At 73.7% G+C, this 21149-nt stretch carries 1 protein-coding gene; it reads right to left on the bottom strand.

The annotated features are described in order from the left end of the window. Window positions 1-98: 98 nt before the first annotated feature. Complete coding sequence (locus ACOJUJ_RS15830) at window positions 99-21107, bottom strand: non-ribosomal peptide synthase/polyketide synthase (protein ID WP_420127865.1); 21009 nt, start codon at window positions 21105-21107, stop codon at window positions 99-101. Between the last annotated feature and the right edge of the window lie 42 nt (window positions 21108-21149).

Genomic DNA, 21149 nt, shown 5'->3' with positions numbered 1-21149 from the left:
ATGACAGTGTTCTTCTGGAGGAACAACAGAGGTTCCTCACCCTCACAGGACAACTGTTCTCATGGGAGGTTTGACAACACTCTCTGACAACAAGTGCGTCACCCCTCGTGCGCGCGACGATCCTCGGTGAGGAGTCCGGCCAGCGCCGCCACGTGGGGCGGCTTGAGCGCGGTGACGTGGTTCCCCGCCCCGACCGAAAACACCAGCCCGGGCGCCCACTCCCGCCATCCCCGCTCGGCCTGGGCGAACATCGCGCGGTTGGCCGCCTCGTCCTTGGCGGGATCGTCCACGAGCACCAGGCGCAGCGGGCCGGGATAGATGCCAAGCGGGCGGTAGGCGGTGCGCAGGCACCGCGCAAACGTCCGGAACGAACCCGTCAGCACCTCGGGCGTCGTGCGCGCGCCCAGCAGGCCCAGCCCGACCATCTTCCCGTGAAGCAGCCTTAGCCACCCGGCCTGGTCGCGCGAGGCGACCTCCGCGGGCCCGATCCCCAGGGACTGCTCCGTGGCCAGCTCCAGGACCGTCACCAGCTCCAGGAACGCCTCCGCGCCGCCGTACTCGCGGACTACGGCCTCGGAATCGTTCGGCACCTCGCTGTCCAGGATGGTGAGCGACGCGACCGTGCGTCCGGCCTGGTGCAGCCGCAGCGCCACCTCCAGCGCCACCCATCCCCCGAACGAGTGGCCCAGCAGATGGACGGGACCCGCGGGGCACGCCTCGGCGAGCGCGCGAAGGTAGTGCTCCGCGGCCGCCTGGACGGAGGCGTGGGGCGGCGCCTCCCCGTCCAGCCCGCGCGGCTGAAGCCCGTACACCGGCACGGACGGGTCCAGCGCCAGCATCAGGTCGACGAACGAGGTGACGCCGCTCCCCGCGCCGGGGACGCAGAAGAGGGGAGCGGCGCCGGCCGCCCCGTCCTGCAGCATCACCACGGGCGAGCCGCCCGCGGCGGAGCGCGGCGGCGCCTCGTCCCGCGCCCCTTCCACCGCGCGCGACAGCGCCTCACCCAGGGTGGCGGTGTTCGGCGGCCGCATCATGGACAGGTGCGTCCCCGGCACGGGCGTCGTCCGAAGCCAGCCCTGGGGGTGGAACGCGCCCCACCCGCGCGTGGGATCGGAGAGCCGGTTGTCCGCGGCGGAAAACTGGTGGATCAGGACCGGGATCGGCTGCGGGGAGTACTCGCCCAGCGCGGCATCGTGGCCGCGGATCCGGTCGCGCACCGCCCGGGCCTGTGCCGCGGTGACGTGGGGCGGAAGGAGCCCGTCCTCGCGGCACTTCAGGATGAACGTCTCCAGGTCTCCGTCTCCGGCCGCCGCGATCTTCTCCTCGTCCCCGCCGTCCACCATGGTGTCGGCGGTGCGGAGCACCTGGAGGATGAGCGCGTGCTCCATCCTGGCGTCCCGCGGCGCGGCGGGTGAGCTTGCGGTCGCGGTGGAGCCGGCCGGGCAGACGCTATCGAACATCCCCACAAACTCCACGACCTCGTCGCGGCCGATCAGCTGCGCGGCGACCTCGTACGCCAGGACGCCCCCGAACGACCATCCCGCCAACCGGTAGGGGCCCGAAGGCTGCACCTCGCGGATCATCCGCACCAGGCGGGTCGCCATCGCCTCGACGGTGCGCAGCGGGGGCTCTGACGGCCCCGGCGCCGGGAGCGCGTACACCGGGACATCGGCATCGATGTGGGGGTGCAGCACCTGTGCGTAGGTAATGGACCCCGTCCCGTCGTACGCCAGGAAGAGGGGAGGGCGCGAGCCGGTGGGGCGGATGGGGATCGCCCGGTCGCTCGGCTGCGCGTCGTCGTCCCCGGCCAGGCGCGCGGCCAGCGACTGCACCGTGGGGTGCGAAAAGACGTGCGCCAGCGAAGCCTCCATCCCCAGCACCTGCCGCACCCGGGAGACCACCCGCACCGCCAGGAGCGAGTGCCCGCCCAGCTCAAAGAAATTGTCGCCGCGCCCCACTCGCTCCACGCCCAGCAGCTCCGCCCAGATCGCCGCCAGCGTCTCCTCCACCTCCCCGACCGGCGCCTCGTACCGCCGCGCCGCAAAGGCATCGCCTTCGGGAGCCGGCAGCGCCCCGCGGTCGACCTTCCCGTTGGGCGTGAGCGGAAGCGCCTCCAGGCGGACGAACGCCGCCGGCAGCATGTACTCCGGCAAGCGCTCCGACAGGTGTGCCCGCAGCGCGTCGCTCCCGACCTCCTCGCCCATGTAATAGGCCACCAGCCGCCGGTCCCCGGGCACGTCCTCGCGCGCGACGACGACGGCCTCTCGGACGTCCGCGTGCTCGGCCAGCCGCGCCTCGATCTCACCGGGCTCGATGCGGAAGCCGCGAATCTTCACCTGCAAGTCGGCGCGCCCCAGGAACTCGATCGTCCCGTCCGGCAGCCACCGCCCCAGGTCGCCCGTCCGATACAGCCGCGCGCCCGCGTCGCCGCCGAACGGGTCCGGAACGAACCGCTCCGCCGTCCGCGCCGGCTGGCCCAGGTAGCCGCGCGCCACGCCCACGCCGCCCACGTACAGCTCACCCGGCACGCCCACGGGCACCGGCTGCATCCGCGCGTCGAGCACGTAGGTGCGCACGTTCGCGATCGGCTTCCCGATCGGTGGATGTCCGGTGGTGGAGGGGTTGATGGAGACCGTCGCGCAGACGGTGGTCTCCGTCGGTCCGTAGGCGTTCACGAAGCGGCGCCCCGCACCCCAGCGCGCCACCACCTCCGCCGACACCGCCTCGCCGGCGGACGCGATCGTCCGCAGCGCCGGCAGATCGTCCGCCGGGAGCACGGCCAGCAGCGCGGGCGGCAGCGTGGCGACGGTGACCGCCTGGTCGCGCAGCAGCCCCAGCAGCTCGGGGCCGGCCTGCCCGGGGCGCGCCATCACCAGCGTGGCGCCGCCCAGCAGCGTGTGCGCCACCTCGGCCACCGCCGCGTCGAAGGAGAACGAGGCGAACTGCAGCACCCGCCCGCCCGGCTCGATGCCGAACGCCTCGCGCTGCGCCGCCGCCAGGTTCCCGATCCCCCGGTGCGGCACCACCACGCCCTTGGGCCGCCCGGTCGATCCGGAGGTAAAGATCACGTAGGCGGCGTTTTCCGCGTCCACATCGACCGCGAGATCGCTGTCGTTCTCCGCCTCGATCTCCGCCGCGATGCGATCGAGCGCGACGACGGCCGCCTCCGTCTCCGGCAGATCGGCGGCAAGCGCGGAAGTGGTGAGGACGAGGCGGGCGGCGGAGCGCTCCAGCATCCAGCGCCGGCGCTCGGCAGGATAGACCGGATCGATGGGCAGGAAGGCGGCGCCGGTCTTGGCGACGGCCAGCAGTGCCACCACCATCTCCACCGACCGCTCCAGCGCCAGCGCCACGACCGCCTCGGGCGCGGCGCCCAGCGCGGCCAGCCGCCGCGCGAGCCGGTTGGCGCGGGCATTCAGCTCCGCGTACGTCAGCGCCCCCTCTCCCCAGACCACCGCCACCGCGTCCGGCGTGCGCCGCACCTGCCCCTCGAACAGCTGGTGCATGCACAGCCCGCGCGGGTACCCGGCTTCCGTGCGGTTCCACTCCTCGACGACGAGCCGCCGCTCGGACTCCGGCAGCAGCGGAAGCGCGTCCACGGGCTGCAGGTCGTCGGCGGCCATCGCCTCCAGCACCCGGCGCAGGTACGCCAGGTGCCGCTCGATGGTGGCCTGCTCGAACAGCGACGTGGCGTACGTCACGCTGCCCGTGATGCGCCCGCCCGTCTCCCCCAGCGAGAGCGCCAGGTCGAACTTGGCCGTCGCCGGCGACGCCGGGCCCACGCCTCCCGCCCCGGAGGAGCCGGGGAGCTCCGGCCGGCCCTCCACCGCGTTCTGCCAGGCGAACATCACCTGAAAGAGCGGCGTGTGCGCCAGGCTGCGCGCGGGCTGAACGAGAGCCACCACCTGCTCGAAGGGGATGTCCTGGTTCTGCTGCGCCCCCAGCGACCGCGCCCGTACCTGCTCCAGCAGTTCCGCCACGGTGGGCGAGCCGGAAACGTCCACCCGCAGCGCCAGCGTGTTGACGAAAAAGCCGATCAGCCCCTCGATCTCCGCCCGGCCGCGGTTGGCGCTGGGCGCGCCCACGACCACGTCGTGCTGCCCGGACAGGCGCGCCAGCACGGCGGCCCACCCGGCGAGCACGGTCATGAAGAGGGTGGTGCCCCGGCGCTGGCCCAGCGCCGTGAGCGCCGCCGCAAGCTCCTCGCCCAGGTCGATCCCCAGGGCGGCCCCGGCGTGATCCTTTCGCGCGGGGCGCGGATGGTCAGTGGGCAGCTCCAGCAGCTCGGGCGCGCCGGCGAGCGCCGTGGTCCAGTACGCAGCCTGCTCCCGCAGCACCTCGCCATCCACCCACGCCCGCTGCCAGGCCGCGTAGTCCGCGTACTGCACCGGCAGCGGGGGCAGCGGATCGGCCTCGCCCCGGCGGAAGGCATCGTAGAGCGCGTCCAGCTCCCGCGTCAGCACGCCCATGCTCCAGCCGTCGGAGACAATGTGGTGCATCGTCAGCAGCAGGACGTGCTCGTCGTCCGCCAGCCGCACCAGCCGCCCGCGGATCAGCGGGCCGTGCTGCAGGTCGAAAGGCGCGTCCGCCTCTTCGGCCGCCAGCCGGCGCAGCTCCGCCGCGGCGTCCGGGTGCGCGCGCAGGTCGTGCTCCAGCAGGTGGAACGGGCTTGCCGCCGCGATCCGCTGCACCGGCTCGCCCTCGACCTCCACGAACGTCGTGCGCAGCGCCTCGTGGCGCGCCACGATCGCGTCCAGCGCACGCCGCAGCGCCGCCCCGTCAAGATCACCCGCCAGCCGCAGCCGCGTGGGGATGTGATACGTGCTGCCCAGATCGCCCAGCTGCTCCAGGAACCAGAGCCGCGCCTGCGCAAAGGAGAGCGGCAGCCGCCCGCCGCGATCCACGCGCTCGATCGGCGGCAGCTCGGTGCGCGCCGCGTCATTGATGGCGCGCGCCAGGTCCGCCAGCACGGGGCAGCGGAACAGCTCCCCCAGCGGCACCTCCACGCCCAGCACCTGCCGCACCCGCGAAACGACGCGTACGGCCAGCAGCGAGTGCCCGCCCAGCTCGAAGAAGTTGTCGTGGCGCCCCACCCGCTCCACGCCCAGCACGTCGGCCAGGATCTCCGCCAGCGCCTGCTCCCTCTCGCTCGCCGGCGCCTCGTAGCCGCGCGTCGCGAACGCGGCGGCGTCGGGTGCGGGCCCGGCCTTGCGGTCCAGCGTGCCGTTCGGCGTGAGCGGAAGCAGGTCGCGACGCACGTACGCCGCCGGCACCATGTACTCCGGCAGCCGCTCCGACAGGTGTGCCCGCAGCGCCTCGATCCCCAACGAGCCAGGGGCCACGACGTACGCCACCAGCCGCTGATCGCCCGGCCGCTCCTCGCGCGCCACCACCACCGCCTCGCGCACCTCCGGATGCTCCGCCAGCCGCGCCTCGATCTCCCCCAGCTCGATCCGCAGGCCGCGGATCTTGACCTGGAAGTCGATCCGGCCCAGGAACTCGACGGTCCCGTCGGGCCGCCACCGCGCCAGGTCGCCGGTCCGGTACAGCCGCGCCCCCGGCTGGCCGCCGAACGCGTCGGGGACAAACCGCTCCGCCGTAAGCCCCGCGCGGTTCTGATAGCCGCGCGCCACCTGCACGCCGCCGATGTACAGCTCGCCCGCCACCCCCACGGGCACCGGCTCGCCCCGCGCGTCCAGCAGGTAGATGCGCGTGTTGGCCACCGGGCGGCCGATGGGGATGCGCGCCGCCGAGCCGTCCGTGGCGCAGCGCCACGCGGTGACGTCCACGCTGGCTTCCGTGGGCCCGTACAGGTTGTGCAGCTTCACCCCCGGCAGCCGCTCGCCAAAGCGCGCCACCACCTCCGGCGGCAGCGCCTCGCCGCTGGTCACCACCCGCCGCAGCCCCGTGCAGCGCCCCGCGTCCGGATGCTCCAGGAACACGGCCAGCAGCGAGGGGACAAAGTGGATGGTCGTGATCCCTTCCCGCCGGACCGTCTCCGCCAGGTAGCCCGGGTCGCGGTGTCCCTCCGGCCGCGCCAGCACCAGCCGTGCGCCCGCCATCAGCGGCCAGAAGAACTCCCAGACCGAGACGTCGAAGCCGTACGGCGTCTTCTGCAGCACCACCTCGTCCGTCCCCAGGCCGTGGAACGCCCCCATCCAGTGGAGCCGGTTGACCACGCCGCGGTGCGGAACACCCACCCCCTTGGGCCGGCCGGTGGAGCCGGAGGTGTAGATGACGTACGCCAGGTGGTCCGGCGTCAGCGCGCCGCGCTCCGGGTCCGTCGCGGGCCCGGCGGCCCACGGCGTCGATCCGCCGTCCAGCTCCAGCACCGGCACGCTCGCGCCCTCCACCCGCTCCCGCAGACCCCGCTGCGTGAGCACCGCCGCCGGTGCGCTGTCGGCCAGCATGTACGTGATGCGTTCCGCGGGATAGCCGGGGTCCAGCGGCACGTACGCCCCGCCCGCCTTGAGCACCGCCAGCAGCGCGATCACCATCTCGGGACCGCGCTCCAGGCAGATCGCCACCCGCGCGTCCGGCCCCACGCCCAGCGAGCGGAGATGATGCGCCAGCCGGTTGGCCCGCGCGTTCAGCTCCGCGCGGGCGAGCGCGCGACCCTCGAAGACCACGGCCACCGCGTCCGGCGTGCGCGTCGCCTGCTCCTCAAAGAACTCGTGGACGCACGCGTCCGCGGGGTACGCCGCGTCCGTCGCGTTCCACGCCTCCACCACCTGCCGGCGCTCGTGTTCGGGGAGCAGAGGCAGCCGGTCCACGGGCTGGTGCTCGTCCGCCACCATCGCCTCCAGCGCGCGGCGCAGGTAGCCGGCAAAGCGCTCCACCGTCTCCCGTTCGAAGAGCGCCGCGGCGTACTCCACCACGCCGTCGATGCGGCCGTCCCGCTCGGCAAAGGCGAGGGAAAGGTCGAACTTGGCCGTCGTCCGCGCGGCCGCCCCCGTCTGCGCGGCGGGCGCGGGCCGCGAGGCCGGTTCCGGTGCGGCAGGAGCGGAAAGCTCCAGCTCGTCCCCGGGCGCGTTCTGCCAGGTGAACATCACCTGGAAAAGCGGGGTGTGCGACAGGCTGCGCGCCGGCTGCATCAGCTCCACCACCTGCTCGAACGGGATGTCCTGGTGCTGCTGCGCCCCCAGCGATCGCGTCTTTACCCGCGCCAGCAGCTCCGCCACGGAGGGGGAGCCGGAAAGGTCCACCCGCAGCGCCAGCGTGTTGACGAAAAAGCCGATCAGCCCTTCGATCTCGCTCCGCCCCCGGTTGGCCGTGGGCGTGCCGATCACCACGTCGTCCTGCCCCGACAGCCGGGCAAGCACCGCCGCCCATCCGGCCAGCAGCGTCATGAAGAGCGTGGCCCCGTGCCGCTGGCCCAGCGCCTTGAGCCCCGCCGTAAGCCCCTCGTCCAGACCGATGCCCACCAGCCCGCCGGAAAAGTCCTGCCGCGCCGGCCGCGCGTGGTCCGCCGGCAGCTCCAGCAGCTCGGGCGCGCCGGCCAGCGTTTCGCGCCAGTACGCCGCCTGCTCCCGAAGCAGCTCGCCCTCCACCCAGCGGCGCTGCCAGACGGCGTAGTCGGCGTACTGGATCGGCGGCGCGTCCAGCGGATCGGGGGCGCCGTCGCGGAAGGCGGCGTACAGCGCGTTCAGCTCGCGGGTAAGCACGCCCATGCTCCACCCGTCCGAGACGATGTGGTGCATGGTGATGAGCAGCAGGTGGTCGTCGTCCGCCAGCTGGATCAAACGCCCGCGGATGAGCGGACCGCGCGCCAGGTCAAAGCGCGCCTCCCGCTCTTCCTCCATCACCCGCCCCAGCTCCGCCCCCGCCCGGGGATGGCCGCGGAGATCGTGCTCCGCCAGGTGGAACGCGCTTTCGTCCACCGGAACGATGCGCTGCACCGGCTCGCCGTTCACCTCGGCGAAGACGGTGCGCAGCGCCTCGTGCCGGGCGACGACGCGGTCCAGCGCCCGCCGCAGCGCGACCCGGTCCACCCCACCCCGCAGCCGCTGGCGCACGGTGATGTGGTACGCCGGCCCCGCGCCCTGCAGCCGGTCGATGAACCAGAGCCGCTGCTGCGCAAAGGAGAGCGGAAGGTCCGCCCCCCGCTGCACCGGCTCGATCGCCGGCAGCCCGGTGCGCGACGCCGCCTGCAGCCCGCGGGCGAAATCGGCCAGCACGGGGCGCTCGAACAACTCGCCCAGCGCCACCTCCGCGCCCAGATCCTGGCGTACGCGGGAGATCACGCGAACGGCCAGCAGCGAGTGCCCGCCCAGCTCGAAAAAGTGGTCGCGGCGGCCCACCCGCTCCACGCGCAGCACCGCAGCCCAGATCGCGGCCACCGCGGCCTCGGCGTCGTCCACCGGCGCCTCGTAGCCGCGGGTGGCGAGCGCGGCGCCCTCCGGCGCGGGAAGCGCGCGGCGATCCACCTTGCCGTTGGGCGTAAGCGGCAGCTGCGTCAGCCGCACGTAGGCTGCGGGGACCATGTAGTCCGGCAGCCGCGCGGCCACGTGCGCCCGCAGCGCCTCCGCGTCGACGGACTCCTCCGCCACCACGTAGGCGACCAGGCGCTTGTCACCCGGCGCGTCTTCGCGCGCCAGCACGACGGCCTCGCGGACCTCGGGATGCGCCAGCAGCCGCGCTTCGATCTCACCCAGCTCGATGCGGAAGCCGCGCACCTTGACCTGAAAGTCCGTGCGGCCCATGAACTCGATCGTCCCGTCCGCCCGCCAGCGCCCCACGTCGCCGGTGCGGTACATCCGCGCGCCGGGCTCGCCCCCGAACGGGTCGGCGACGAACCGCTCCGCCGTCAACTCCGGCCGATCGAGGTAGCCCAGCGCCACGCCCGCGCCGCCGACGTACATCTCCCCCGCGACGCCCACCGGCACCGGCTCGCCGTGCGCGTCCAGGACGTAGATGCGCGTGTTCGCGATGGGACGGCCCAGGGGGATGCCGCGTCCCTCCGCCACCTCCGTAATCCGGTGCGTGATGGCGAACGTCGTCGTTTCCGTAGGGCCGTAGCCGTTCAGCAGGTGCCGCGGCGGACCCTGCCGCAGCACGCGCGCGATAACGTGCGGGTCCAGCGCGTCGCCGCCCACGATCAGGTAGCGCAGGCGCGGGATCCCGTCCATCAGCTCGTCCGCGTACTGGTTGAACAGGCCCACGGACATCCACAGCACGTCCACCCCGTGCGTGGCGAGGGCTGCGGCGAAGCGGCGCGGCTCCAGCAGCACGTCCTGGGGGATGATGACGATGCGCCCGCCGTTCAGCAGCGGCGCCCACACCTCCAGCGTGGACGCGTCGAACGCCGGATTCGCCGCAAAGGCGACCCGGTCATCGGGACCGAAGTCCGCGTATCCGTTGTTGATGACCAGCCGCGTGATCGCCCGGTGCGGCACCACCACGCCCTTGGGCGCGCCGGTGGAGCCGGAGGTGTACATCACGTACGCCGGCGCATCCCCATCGACCGCGACGGATGGATTCCTCGCATCCCCATCCGCCCGACCATGGACGTCGACGCGCTGGATTGCAGACAAAGTGGCCAAGTTCGCCATCACATCCATTTCGATGTGCTGGTTTTCGGACAAAGTGGCCCAATCCTCCAGCACGCCCACGTCGATGCGATCGATTTCGGACAAAGTGGCCAATTCCGCGCCGGGCAGGGCGAGCACGATCCGGGCGCCGCTGTCCGCGAGCATGAACGCGGTGCGCTCCGCCGGGACCGACGGATCCACGGGGACGTACGCCGCGCCCGCCTTGAGCACCGCCAGCTCGGCGACGACGAGTTCGAGGGAGCGCGGCATGGCGATGGCCACGCGATCGCCGCTGCGCACCCCGCGCTCGATCAGGCGACCGGCGAGGCGGTTGGCGCGCGCGTTCAGCTCCGCGTAGCTCAGCGCCTGGTCCCCGTGCACGACGGCGGTGGCGGACGGCGTGCGCGCGGCCTGGGCTTCGAACAGCGCGTGAACGGGAACGCCGCCCGGGTAGTCTGCCTCCGTGCGGTTCCACCCCTCCAGCACCAGCGCCCGCTCGCTCTCGGGCATGACCGCCAGCCGCTCCACGGGCCGGCTGTCATCCGCCACCATCTCCTCCAGCACCCGCCGCAGGTAGCCCGCCCAGCGCTCGACCGTGCCGCGCTCGAAGAGCGACGCCGCGTACTCCATCGCCCCCACGATGCGCCCGTCCCGCTCGGCGAGGGCGAGGGAAAGGTCGAACTTGGCCGTGGTCCGCACGGCCGCCCCCGCCCGCGCGGCCGGTGCAGGGCGCGGATCCGGCTCCGGCGCCGCCAGGCCGGAAAGCTCCAGCTCGCCCTCGGGCGCGTTCTGCCAGGTGAGCATCACCTGAAAGAGCGGGGTGTGCGCCAGGCTGCGCGCCGGCTGCATCAGCTCCACCACCTGCTCGAAGGGGATGTCCTGGTGCCGCTGCGCCCCCAGCGCCCGCGCCCGTACCTGCCCCAGCAGCTCCGCCACGGTGGGCGAGCCGGCAAGGTTCACGCGCAGGGCCAGGGTGTTGATGAAGAAGCCGATCAGCCCCTCGATCTCGATGCGCCCGCGGTTGGCGCTGGGGGTGCCGATCACCACGTCGTCCTGCCCCGACAGGCGGGCAAGCACCGCCGCCCATCCGGCCAGCAGCGTCATGAAGAGGGTGGTCCCGTGCCGCCGGCCCAGCGCCTTGAGCCCCGCCGTCAGCTCCTCGTCCAGCCCCATGCCGATCAGCCCGCCGGCGAAGTCCTGCCGCGCCGGCCGCGGGAAGTCCGCCGGCAGTTCCAGCAGCTCGGGCGCGCCGGCCAGCGTCGTCTGCCAATACTCCGTCTGCTCCCGCAGCACCTCGCCCTCCACCCACGTCCGCTGCCAGGCCGCGTAGTCCGCGTACTGCACGGGGAGCGGGGGGAGCGGATCGGGGTCGCCGCGGCGGAAGGCGGCGTACAGCGCGTCCAGCTCGCGGGTGAGCACGCCCCTGCTCCACCCGTCGGAGACGATGTGGTGCATCGTCACCAGCAGGACGTGGTCGTCCTGGGCCAGCCGGATCAGCCGGCCGCGGATCAGCGGCCCGTGCTCCAGGTCGAAGGGCGCGGCCCACTCCTCCGCGGCCAGGCGGCGCAGCTCCGCCTCCGCGTCCGCGTGCCCACCCAGGTCGTGCTCCAGCAGGGGGAACCCGCCGGGCGGCGCGATGCGCTGCACCGGCTCGCCCTCCACCTCCACGAACGTCGTGCGCAGCGCCTCGTGGCGTTCCACGACGCGGTCGAGGGTGCGGACGAGCGCGTCCCGGTCCAGCTCGCCCCGCAGGCGCAGGCGGGTGGGGACGTGGTACGCGGTCCCCAGCCCCCCCAGCCGCTCCAGGAACCAGAGCCGCTGCTGCGCGAACGAGAGCGGCAGCGGCGCGCCGCGGTCCACGCGCTCGATCGGCGGCAGCTCCGCCCGTCCCGCCGACGCCAGCGCCTCCGCCATCTCGTGCAGCACGGGGCGCTCGAACACCACGTCGAGCTCTACCTGCACCCCCAGCGCCCGGCGCACGCGCGAGATCAGCCGCACCGCCAGCAGCGAGTGGCCGCCCACCTCGAAAAAGCTGTCGTGGCGGCCCACCCGCTCCACGCCCAGCACTTCGCCCCAGATCTCCGCCAGCGCCTGCTCCGTCTCGCCCTGCGGCGCCTCGTAGCCGCGCCGCGCGTAGGCGTCTCCCTCCGGCGCGGGGAGCGCCTTGCGGTCCAGCTTGCCGTTGGAGGTAAGCGGCATCGACTCCAGCCGCACGTACGCGGCCGGCACCATGTGCTCCGCCAGCCGCCCGGAAAGGTGCGCCCGCAACGCGTCGACCTCCACCGCGTCGCCGGTCCAGTACGCCACCAGCCGCCGGTCGCCCGCCCCGTCCTCCCGCGCGACCACCACCGCCTCGCGGACGCCCTCGTGCTCCCGCAGCCGCGCCTCGATCTCGCCCAGCTCGATGCGGAAGCCGCGCACCTTTACCTGAAAGTCGTTGCGCCCCAGGAACTCGACCGTCCCGTCGGGCAGCCACCGCCCCAGGTCGCCCGTGCGGTACAGCCGCGCCCCCGGCTGGCCGCCAAAGGAGTCGGGGACAAAGCGCTCCGCCGTAAGCGCCGGGCGGCCCAGGTAACCGCGCGCCACCTGCGCACCGCCCAGGTACAGCTCGCCCGCCACGCCCAGGGGTGCCGGCTCGCCGGCCGCGTCAAGGAAGTAGGCGCGGCAGTTGCCCATCGGCCGGCCGATGGAAAGGTGCGGCCCCCCGACTTCCGCCGGGACGCGCAGCCAGGTGACGTCCACGGCGGCCTCGGTGGGGCCGTAGACGTTGTGCAGCTCCGCGTGCGGCAGCAGCTGCGCCGCCCGCCGCGCCAGGGCGGCCGGCAGCGCCTCGCCGCCGCACACGATGCGGGCAATGGACGTGCACCGCTCGATCCCCGGCTCCTCCAGGAGGAACTGGAGCATGGTGGGGACAAAGTGCAGCGTGGTGACGCCCTCGCGGCGGATCGTCTCCACCAGGTACGCGGGATCGCGGTGCCCGCCCGGGCGCGCGATCACCATCCGCGCACCGGCCAGCAGCGGCGGATACAGCTCGCGCGCCGAGGCGTCGAAGCTCACCGGCGTCTTTTGCAGCACCACGTCGTCCGGGCCCAGCGGCCAAGCCTGCGCCATCCACCCCATGACGTTGGCCAGCGCGCGGTGCTCCACCATCACCCCCTTGGGGCGGCCGGTGGAGCCGGAGGTGTAGATGACGTACGCCAGGTGGCCGGGCGTGAGCCCCACCTCCTCTCGCACCGGATTGGCTGCGGACTCCCCTGCCCAGCCCCGCGCGTCCGCGTCCAGGTCGATCACCGGGATGGACTCGGCGGCGAAGCGCGCGGCGGTCGCGGCGTGGGCCAGGAGCAGCGCGGGGGCGCCGTCGTCCAGCATGTGGCGCAGCCGCTCTTCGGGGTCGCCCGGGTCCAGCGGGACGTACGCGCCCCCGGACTTGAGCACGGCCAGGAAGGCGACCAGCAGCTCCGGGCTGCGCTCGATGCAGACCGCCACCCGCGCGTCCGGCCGCACGCCGCGCCCGCGGAGGTGGTGCGCCAGCCGGTTGGCGCGCGCGTTAAGCTCCACGTACGTCAGCGAGCGGTCCTCGAAGACCAGGGCGACGGCGTCGGGCGTGCGCGCCGCCTGCGCCTCGAACCGCTGGTGCACGCACGTCCGCGGAAGCCTAGCGTCCGTGCGGTTCCACCCCTGCAGCACCTGGCTGCGCTCGGCCGCGTCCAGCAGCTCCAGCCGGTCGGTCGCCCGCGCATCGTCGGCGGCCATGGCGTGCAGAACGCGCCACAGGTAGCCCAGCCAGCGCTGCACCGTCGCCTGCTCGAACAGCGCCGTGGCGTACGTGGCGCTGCCCACGATGCGCCCGCCCGACTCCCACAGCGCGAGCGCCAGGTCCACCTTCGCCGCCGCGTCCGACGCGGCGCCCTCATCCTCCGGCTTCGTAGCGGGGAGCTCCCGGCCGCTCTCCGCCGCCGCCACCCGCGACGCCGGGGCATCGCCCCCCAGCCTGAGCCCGGGGAGCTCCAGCCGGCCCGCCGAGGCGTTCTGCCAGGTGAGCATCACCTGAAAGAGCGTGTTGTGCGCCAGGCTGCGCGTGGGCTGCACCAGCTCCACCACCTGCTCGAACGGGATGTCCTGGTGCTGCTGCGCCCCCAGCGCCCGCGCCTTGACCCGCGCCAGCATCTGCGCCACGGAGGGTGAGCCGTCGAGCTCGATCCGCAGCGCCAGCGTGTTCACGAAAAAGCCGATCAGCCCCTCGATCTCCGTGCGGCCGCGGTTGGCGCTGGGGGTGCCCACAACCACGTCGTGCTGGCCCGAAAGGCGGCCCAGCACCACGGCCCAGGCGGCGAGCACGGTCATGAAGAGCGTGGTGCCGTGCCGTTGCGAGAGCGCCTTCAGGCCGGCCGTCAGCGCCTCGTCCATCACCACGTCCACCGCGCCCCCGGCATGGTCCTGCCGCGTGGGACGCGGGCGATCGGTGGGCAGCTCCAGCAGCGCCGGGGCGCCGCCCAGCGTCTGCGTCCAGTAGTCCGCCTGCGCCTGGAGCACGTCTCCCTCTACCCAGCGCCGCTGCCACGCCGCGTAGTCCGCGTACTGCACCGGCAGCGGCGGCAGCGGATCGGGTTCGCCCCGGCGGAACGCGCCGTACAGCGCGCCCAGCTCGCGGGTGAACACCCCCATGCTCCACCCGTCCGAGACGATGTGATGCATGGTGACGTGCAGCACGTGCTCGTCCGGCGCCAGGCGGATCAGCAGCCCGCGGATGAGCGGCCCCCGCGCCAGGTCGAACGGCGTGCGCGCTTCCTCGTCCAGCAGCCCCGGTAGCTCCCGCTGCGCCTCCCGATCGCCGCTCAGGTCGTGCTCAATGAGATGGAACCGGCTTTCCTCCACCGGGACGATGCGCTGCACGGGCACGCCGTCGCTGGCCGGAAAGGCGGTGCGCAGCGCCTCGTGCCGCGCCACGATGCGGTTCAGCGCGCGCGACAGCGCCTCCCGGTCCAGCTCCCCCCGCAGCCGCAGCCGCGTGGGGATGTGATACGCCGTCCCGGCGCCGCTCAGGTGGTCCACGAACCACAGCCGCTGCTGGGCAAAGGAGAGCGCCATCTCGCCGGTCCGCTCCACCGGCTGGATCGGCGGCAGCTCGATGTGCGCCGCGCTGGCGATGGCCCGCGCGAGATCCGCCAGCACCGGCTTTTCGAACAGGTCGGCGAGCGCCACCTCGGCACCCAGCACCTGCCGCACGCGAGAGATCACGCGGACGGCCAGCAGCGAGTGGCCGCCCAGCGCAAAGAAGTCGTCCCCGCGCCCCACCCGTTCCACGCCCAGCACCTCGGCAAAGATCTCCGCCAGCGCCTGCTCCGTCTCCCCCACCGGGGGCTCGTACGTCCGCGGCGCGGGCGCGTCCGGGACGGGGAGCGCCCGGCGATCCAGCTTGCCATTGGGCGTAAGCGGAAAGGCGTCCATCCGCACGAACGCGGAGGGAATCATGTACGCCGGGAGCGCCGCGCCCAGGTGCGCCCGCAACGCCTCCGCCGACACGCCCTCGCCGCCCACCACGTACGCCACCAGCCGCAGGTCGCCCGGCGCATCCTCCCGCGCCAGGACGACGCACTCGCGCACCTCCGGGTGCTCCCCCAGCCGCGCCTCGATCTCGGCCGGCTCGATGCGGAAGCCGCGCACCTTTACCTGGTGGTCGCGCCGCCCCAGGAACTCCAGCTCCCCCACGGCCAGCCAGCGGGCGCGGTCGCCGGTGCGGTACATCCTTGCGCCGGGCGTGGCGGAGAACGGGTCGGGGACGAACGATTCCGCCGTCGCCGCCGGCCGGCCCAGGTAGCCGCGCGCCAGCACGCCGCCGATGCACAGCTCGCCGGGAACGCCCAGCGGCGCCGGCTCGCCGCGTCCATCCAGCACGTACGCCGTCCGCCCGCCGATGGGGCGGCCAACGGGGACGTTCACCGCACCGGCCGGCAGCGCGGCCGGAACGTCGTACGCCGTGCAGGTGACCACCGTTTCGGTGGGCCCGTAGCCGTTCACCAGCCGCACGCCGGCCGCGGGGCCCGACGCCCATTCGCGCGCCGCCACCGGGCTCATCGCCTCGCCGCCCGCGATCACCAGGCGCACCGAGCGGGCGAGCAGTTCCAGCGCTTCGGAGTCCGCCGCCAGCTGGTGCCAGTACGCCGTCGGGGGGTTGATGACGGTCATCCCCTGCTCCGCCGCCTGCCGCGCCAGCTCCAGCGGCGTCGGAACCTCGCTCCCCCGCATCACCACGCAGGCACCTGCGGCAAGCGGGGCCAGCATCTGTTCCAGCGACACGTCGAATCCCACCGCCGCGAACTGCAGCACCCGGTCGGCCGGCGTCAGCCCGTACGCCGCCACGGCCGCGCGGCAGTGCGCGGCGGCTTCCGCATGCGCGACGCCGACGCCCTTGGGCGTGCCGGTGGAGCCGGAGGTGTAGATGACGTACGCCAGCGCGGCGGGGGGGACGTCGAGCCGCAGATCGTCCCCTTCCTCCCCCTCCGCCTCCGCGGGGGAGACGATGGTGCCGGCGAAGCCCTCCAGCCCCGGCTCGCGCGTCACCAGCACGGCGGCGCCCGCGTCGGCCGCCAGCGCGGCGCGGCGGGCGGCGGGAAGGGCCGGATCGAGTGGGAGATACGCACCGCCGGCCTTCAGCACCGCCAGCAGCGCGACCACCAGCTCCGGACCGCGCTCCAGCATCACCCCCACGCGCGCTTCCGGGCCCACGCCGGCCGCGCGGAGCCGCCGCGCCAGCCGGTTGGCGGCCGCGTTCAGCTCCGCGTAGCTCAGGCGGTCGCGGCCGAAGATCACCGCCTCCGCATCAGGCGCGCGCTGCACCTGCGCCTCGAACAGGGCGTGCACGCACGATTCGGCCGAATCCACAGTCTCCGTGCGGCTCCACGCCTCCAGAACCAGTGCGCGCTCGGCCTCCGGGACGATCTTCAGCAGGTCCACCCGCCGGGTCTCGTCCGCGGCCATCCCCTCCAGCACGCGGCGCAGGTAGCCCACCCAGCGCTCCACCGTCTCCCGCTCAAAGAGCGCGGCGGCGTACGTCACGCTCCCCGCGATCTGCCCGCCGTGCTCCGCCAGCACCAGCGACAGGTCCACGTTCGCCGTCACCTGCGCGGCCGCCCCGGCCGACGATCCCGGGGCCGCGTCACCCGGCGGTCGCGCGGGGCCAGCCGGTGCCGGGGTGAGGCCGGGGAGTCCGGCGCCACTGCCGGAGCCGGAGCCGGTGCCGGGGGCGTTCTGCCAGGTGAACATCGCCTGGAACAGCGGCGTGTGCGCCATGCTGCGCACCGGGTGGACGATCTCCACCACCTGTTCGAAGGGGATGTCCTGGTGATGCTGCGCCCCCAGCGCGCGCTCCCGCACCCGCGCCAGCAGCTCCGCCACCGTGGGCGCGTCGGACAGCTCCACGCGCACGGGGAGCATGTTCACGAAGAAGCCGATCAGCCCCTCGATCTCCGCCCGCCCGCGGTTGGCCGACGGCGTGCCGATGACGACGTCGTCCTGGCCGGACAGCCGCGCGAGCACGGCCGCCCATCCCGCCAGCAGCGTCATGTACAGCGTGGTCCCGTGCCGCCGGGAAAGCTCCCCGAGCGCGGCCGAAAGCGCCTCGTCCAGCACCAGGCCCACGGTGGCGCCGGTAAAATCCTGCCGCGCCGGGCGCGCGTGGTCCGCCGGCAGCTCCAGTAGCTCCGGCGCGCCGGACAGTGCCTCCCGCCAGTACTCCGCCTGCTCGCGAAGGACCTCGCCTTCCATCCACCGCCGCTGCCACGCGGCGTAGTCGGCGTACTGCACCGCGAGCGGCGGCAGCGGATCGGGCCGCCCCGCGCGGAAGGCGTCGTAGAGCTGGCCCAGCTCGCGGGTGAACACCTCCATGCTCCACCCGTCGGAGACGATGTGGTGCATGGTGATGAGCAGCACGTGGTCATCGTCCGCCATCCGCACCAGCCGGCCGCGGATCAGCGGCCCGCGCGCCAGGTCGAACGGCGCGCCCGCCTCCTCCGCCATCAGCCGGCGAAGCTCGGCTCCGGCGTGGGGATGGCCGCGGAGATCGTGCTCCACCAGGTGGAACGGGCTTTCCTCCGCCGATGCGATGCGCTGCACCGGCTCGCCATCCTCCTCGGCGAACGTCGTGCGCAGCGACTCGTGCCGCGCCACGATGCGGTCCAGCGCCCGCCGCAGCGCATCGCGGTCCAGATCGCCGCGCAGCCGCTGGCGCACGGGGATGTGGTACGCCGCGCCCGCGTCCTTCAGGCGTTCGATGAACCAGAGCCGCTGCTGCGCGAACGAAAGCGGCAGCGGCCCCGAGCGGTCCGCCGGCTCGATCGGCGGAAGCCCGGTGCGCGCCGCGCCGCCGATGGCCCGCGCCAGATCCGCCAGCACCGGGCGCTCGAACAGGTCGCCCAGCGCCACCTCCGCGCCCAGCACCTGGCGTATGCGCGAGATCACGCGGACGGCCAGCAGCGAATGGCCGCCCAACTGGAAGAAGTTGTCCCGGCGGCCCACCCGCTCCACGCGCAGCAGCTCCGCCCAGACCTCCGCCAGCGCCTGCTCCGTATCCCCCACCGGCGCCTCGTAGCCGCGCGTCACGAACGCGTCGCCTTCGGGCGCGGGGAGCGCCTTGCGATCCAGCTTGCCGTTGGGGGTGAGCGGAAGCGCCTCCAGCCGCACGTACGCCGCCGGCACCATGTACTCCGGCAGCCGCTCGCTCAGGCGCGCGCGCAGTGCTTCCACGTCGAGCGCGGCGTCGCTGGTGCAGTACGCCACCAGCCGCCTTTCGCCGGCGGCATCCTCGCGCGCCAGCACCACGGCCTCACGCACCGCAGAATGCTCGCGCAGCCGCGCCTCGATCTCGCCCAGCTCGATGCGAAAGCCGCGGATCTTTACCTGGAAATCGTTGCGCCCCAGAAAGTCGATCGTTCCATCCGGCCGCCAGCGCGCCAGGTCGCCCGTGCGGTACAGCCGCGCACCGGGCTCCCCGCCGAAGGGGTCGGGGACAAAGCGCTCCGCCGTAAGCGCCGGGCGCCGCAGGTAGCCGCGCCCGATCCCCGCGCCGCCCACGTACAGCTCCCCCGCCACGCCCACCGGCACCGGCTCGCCGCGGCGGTCCAGGAGGTAGATCCGCCCGTTGTGGATCGGCCGGCCGATGTGCAGCGCGCCCACGCTCGCCACCTCGCCGGAGGTCGCCACGACCGTCGCCTCGGTGGGGCCGTAGTTGTTCACCACGCGCATCGCCCCCCGGTCGCCCGGAAGGTGCCGAAGCTGGTCGCCACCGACCAGCAGGGTGCGCAGGGAGGGGTTGGACATCCCCCGGTCGAACGCGAACTCCGCCACCGGCGTGGGGAGAAAGCTCACGTCCATCCGCTGGCGGGTCCACCACTCCAGCAGGGCCTGCGGATTACGGGCGTCGCGGGGAAGCAGCAGCGTTGCCCCCGAACAGAGCGCCGGCCAGATCTCCCACGCCGCGGCATCGAACCCCACGCCGGCGACGCTGGACGATCGGCTCCCCGGTTCAAGGGCGAACGCGTCGGTGTGCCAGGCGACGAGGTTCGCCAGGCTGCGGTGCGCGATCATGACGCCCTTGGGCAGCCCGGTGGAGCCCGAGGTGTAGATCACGTACGCCAGGTGCGACGGATTCACCGCCCCGCGCTCCGGATCGGTCGCCGGCCGGCTCCCCCACGCCGGGGCGTCCAGCGCCAGCACCGGGGCCTCCATCCCCGCGAACAGACCCTCCTCCGCGGCCAGGAGGGACGTCTGCGTCAGCACGGCCGTGGGCGCGCTGTCCTCAAGCATGTAACGCAGCCGCTCGGCGGGATTGGCGGGGTCCAGCGGCACGTAGGCGCCCCCGGCCTTGAGCACCGCCAGCACCCCCACCACCATCTCCGGCGAGCGCTCCACGCAGATGGCCACCCGCGCGTCGGGGCCCACGCCCAGGGTGCGGAGGTGGTGCGCCAGACGGTTGGCGCGGGCGTTCAGTTCCGCGTAGCTCAGCGCCTCTTCTCCGCAGACCACCGCCGCTGCGTCCGGCGTGCGCGCCACCTGCGCCTGGAACAGCTCGTGGATGCACAGCTCGCGCGGATACGGCGCATCGGTCGCGTTCCACGCCTCGACCACCAGCCGCCGCTCGGCCTCCGGCAGCAGCGGGAGCGCGTCCACGGGCTGGAGAGCGTCGGCGGCCATCCCCTCCAGCGCCCGGCGCAGGTACGCCAGGTGGCGCTCCATGGTGGCCTGCTCGAACAGCGCCGTGGCGTACGTCAGGCTCCCCACAATGCGCCCGCCCGCCTCCCACAGCACCAGCGACAGGTCGAACTTCGCGGTCGCCAGCGTCGCCGCCCGCGACACCGATCCCGCGCCTCCCGCCCTGGGGCCGGGGGTCTCCGCCCGCCCCTCCGCCGCGCTCTGCCAGGCGAACATCACCTGAAAGAGCGGCGTGTGCGCCATGCTGCGCGCGGGCCGGACGAGGTCCACCACCTGCTCGAAGGGGATGTCCTGGTGTTGCTGCGCGCCCAGCGACCGCGCCCGCACCTGCTCCAGCAGCTCCGCCACGCTGGGCGAGCGGGAGAGATCCACGCGCAGGGCGAGGGTGTTGATGAAGAAGCCGATCAGCCCTTCGACCTCTGCCCGCCCGCGGTTGGCGCTGGGCATGCCGATGACGACATCCTCCTGCCCCGACAGGCGGGAAAGCACCGCGGCCCAGCCGGCCAGCAGGGTCATGGAGGGCGTGGCGCCGTGGCGCTGGCCCAGCGCCTTGAGCCCCGCCGTAAGCTCCTCGCCCAGGTCGAACCCCAGGGTGGCCCCGGCGTGGTCCTGCCGCGCCGGGCGCGGACGGTCGGCGGGCAGCTCCAGCAGTCCGGGCGCGCCGGCGAGCGTCGTCTTCCAGTACTCCGCCTGCTGCCGCAGCACCTCGCCATCCACCCACTTGCGCTGCCAGATCGCGTAGTCCGCGTACTGCACCGCAAGCGGGGGGAGCGGATTGGCCTCCCCGCGGCGGAAGGCTTCGTAGAGCGTGCCCAGCTCGCGCGTCAGCACCTCCACGCTCCAGCCGTCGGAGACGATGTGGTGCATCGTCATCAGCAGCAGGTGGTCGTCCCCCGGCAGCCGGATCAGCCGGCCGCGGATGAGCGGGCCGTGCTCCAGGTCGAAGGGCGCGCCCACTTCCTCGGCCGTGAGCCGGCGCAGCTCCGCCGCCGGGTCCGGATGGTCGGCCAGGTCGTGCTCCAACAGGTGGAAGCGGCTTTCCTCCGCGATCCGCTGCACCGGCTCGCCGTCGACCTCCACGAACGTCGTGCGCAGCGCCTCGTGGCGCGCCACGATCGCGTCCAGCGCGCGCCGCAGCGCCGGCCGGTCCAGCTCCCGCCCCAGCCGCAGCCGCGTAGGAAGGTGGTACGTGTCGCCCAGGCCGCCCAGCTGCTCCAGGAACCACAGCCGCTGCTGCGCAAAGGAAAGCGGCAGCCGCGCGCCACGCTCCGCCGGCTCGATGGGCGCCGCGGCCGGGCTGCGCTGGAGCCTGGCGGCCCGGGCGAGCTTCAGCAGTTTTTCCGCGCTGGCAACCGACGGAGTCAACGTCATGGGGCGAATACGAAAGTCGCGGTGAACGGGCCGGCCGGCCCA

Source organism: Longimicrobium sp., assembly GCF_048594345.1.
GTDB lineage: Bacteria > Gemmatimonadota > Gemmatimonadetes > Longimicrobiales > Longimicrobiaceae > Longimicrobium.
The sequence above is the reverse complement of the archived record's forward strand: the minus strand, read 5'-3'. Positions and strand labels throughout refer to the sequence as shown.

Coding starts and splice junctions, on each gene's coding strand:
- ACOJUJ_RS15830 (WP_420127865.1), bottom strand. CDS start 21,107: ATGACGTTGACTCCGTCGGTTGCCAGCGCGGAAAAACTGCTGAAGCTC.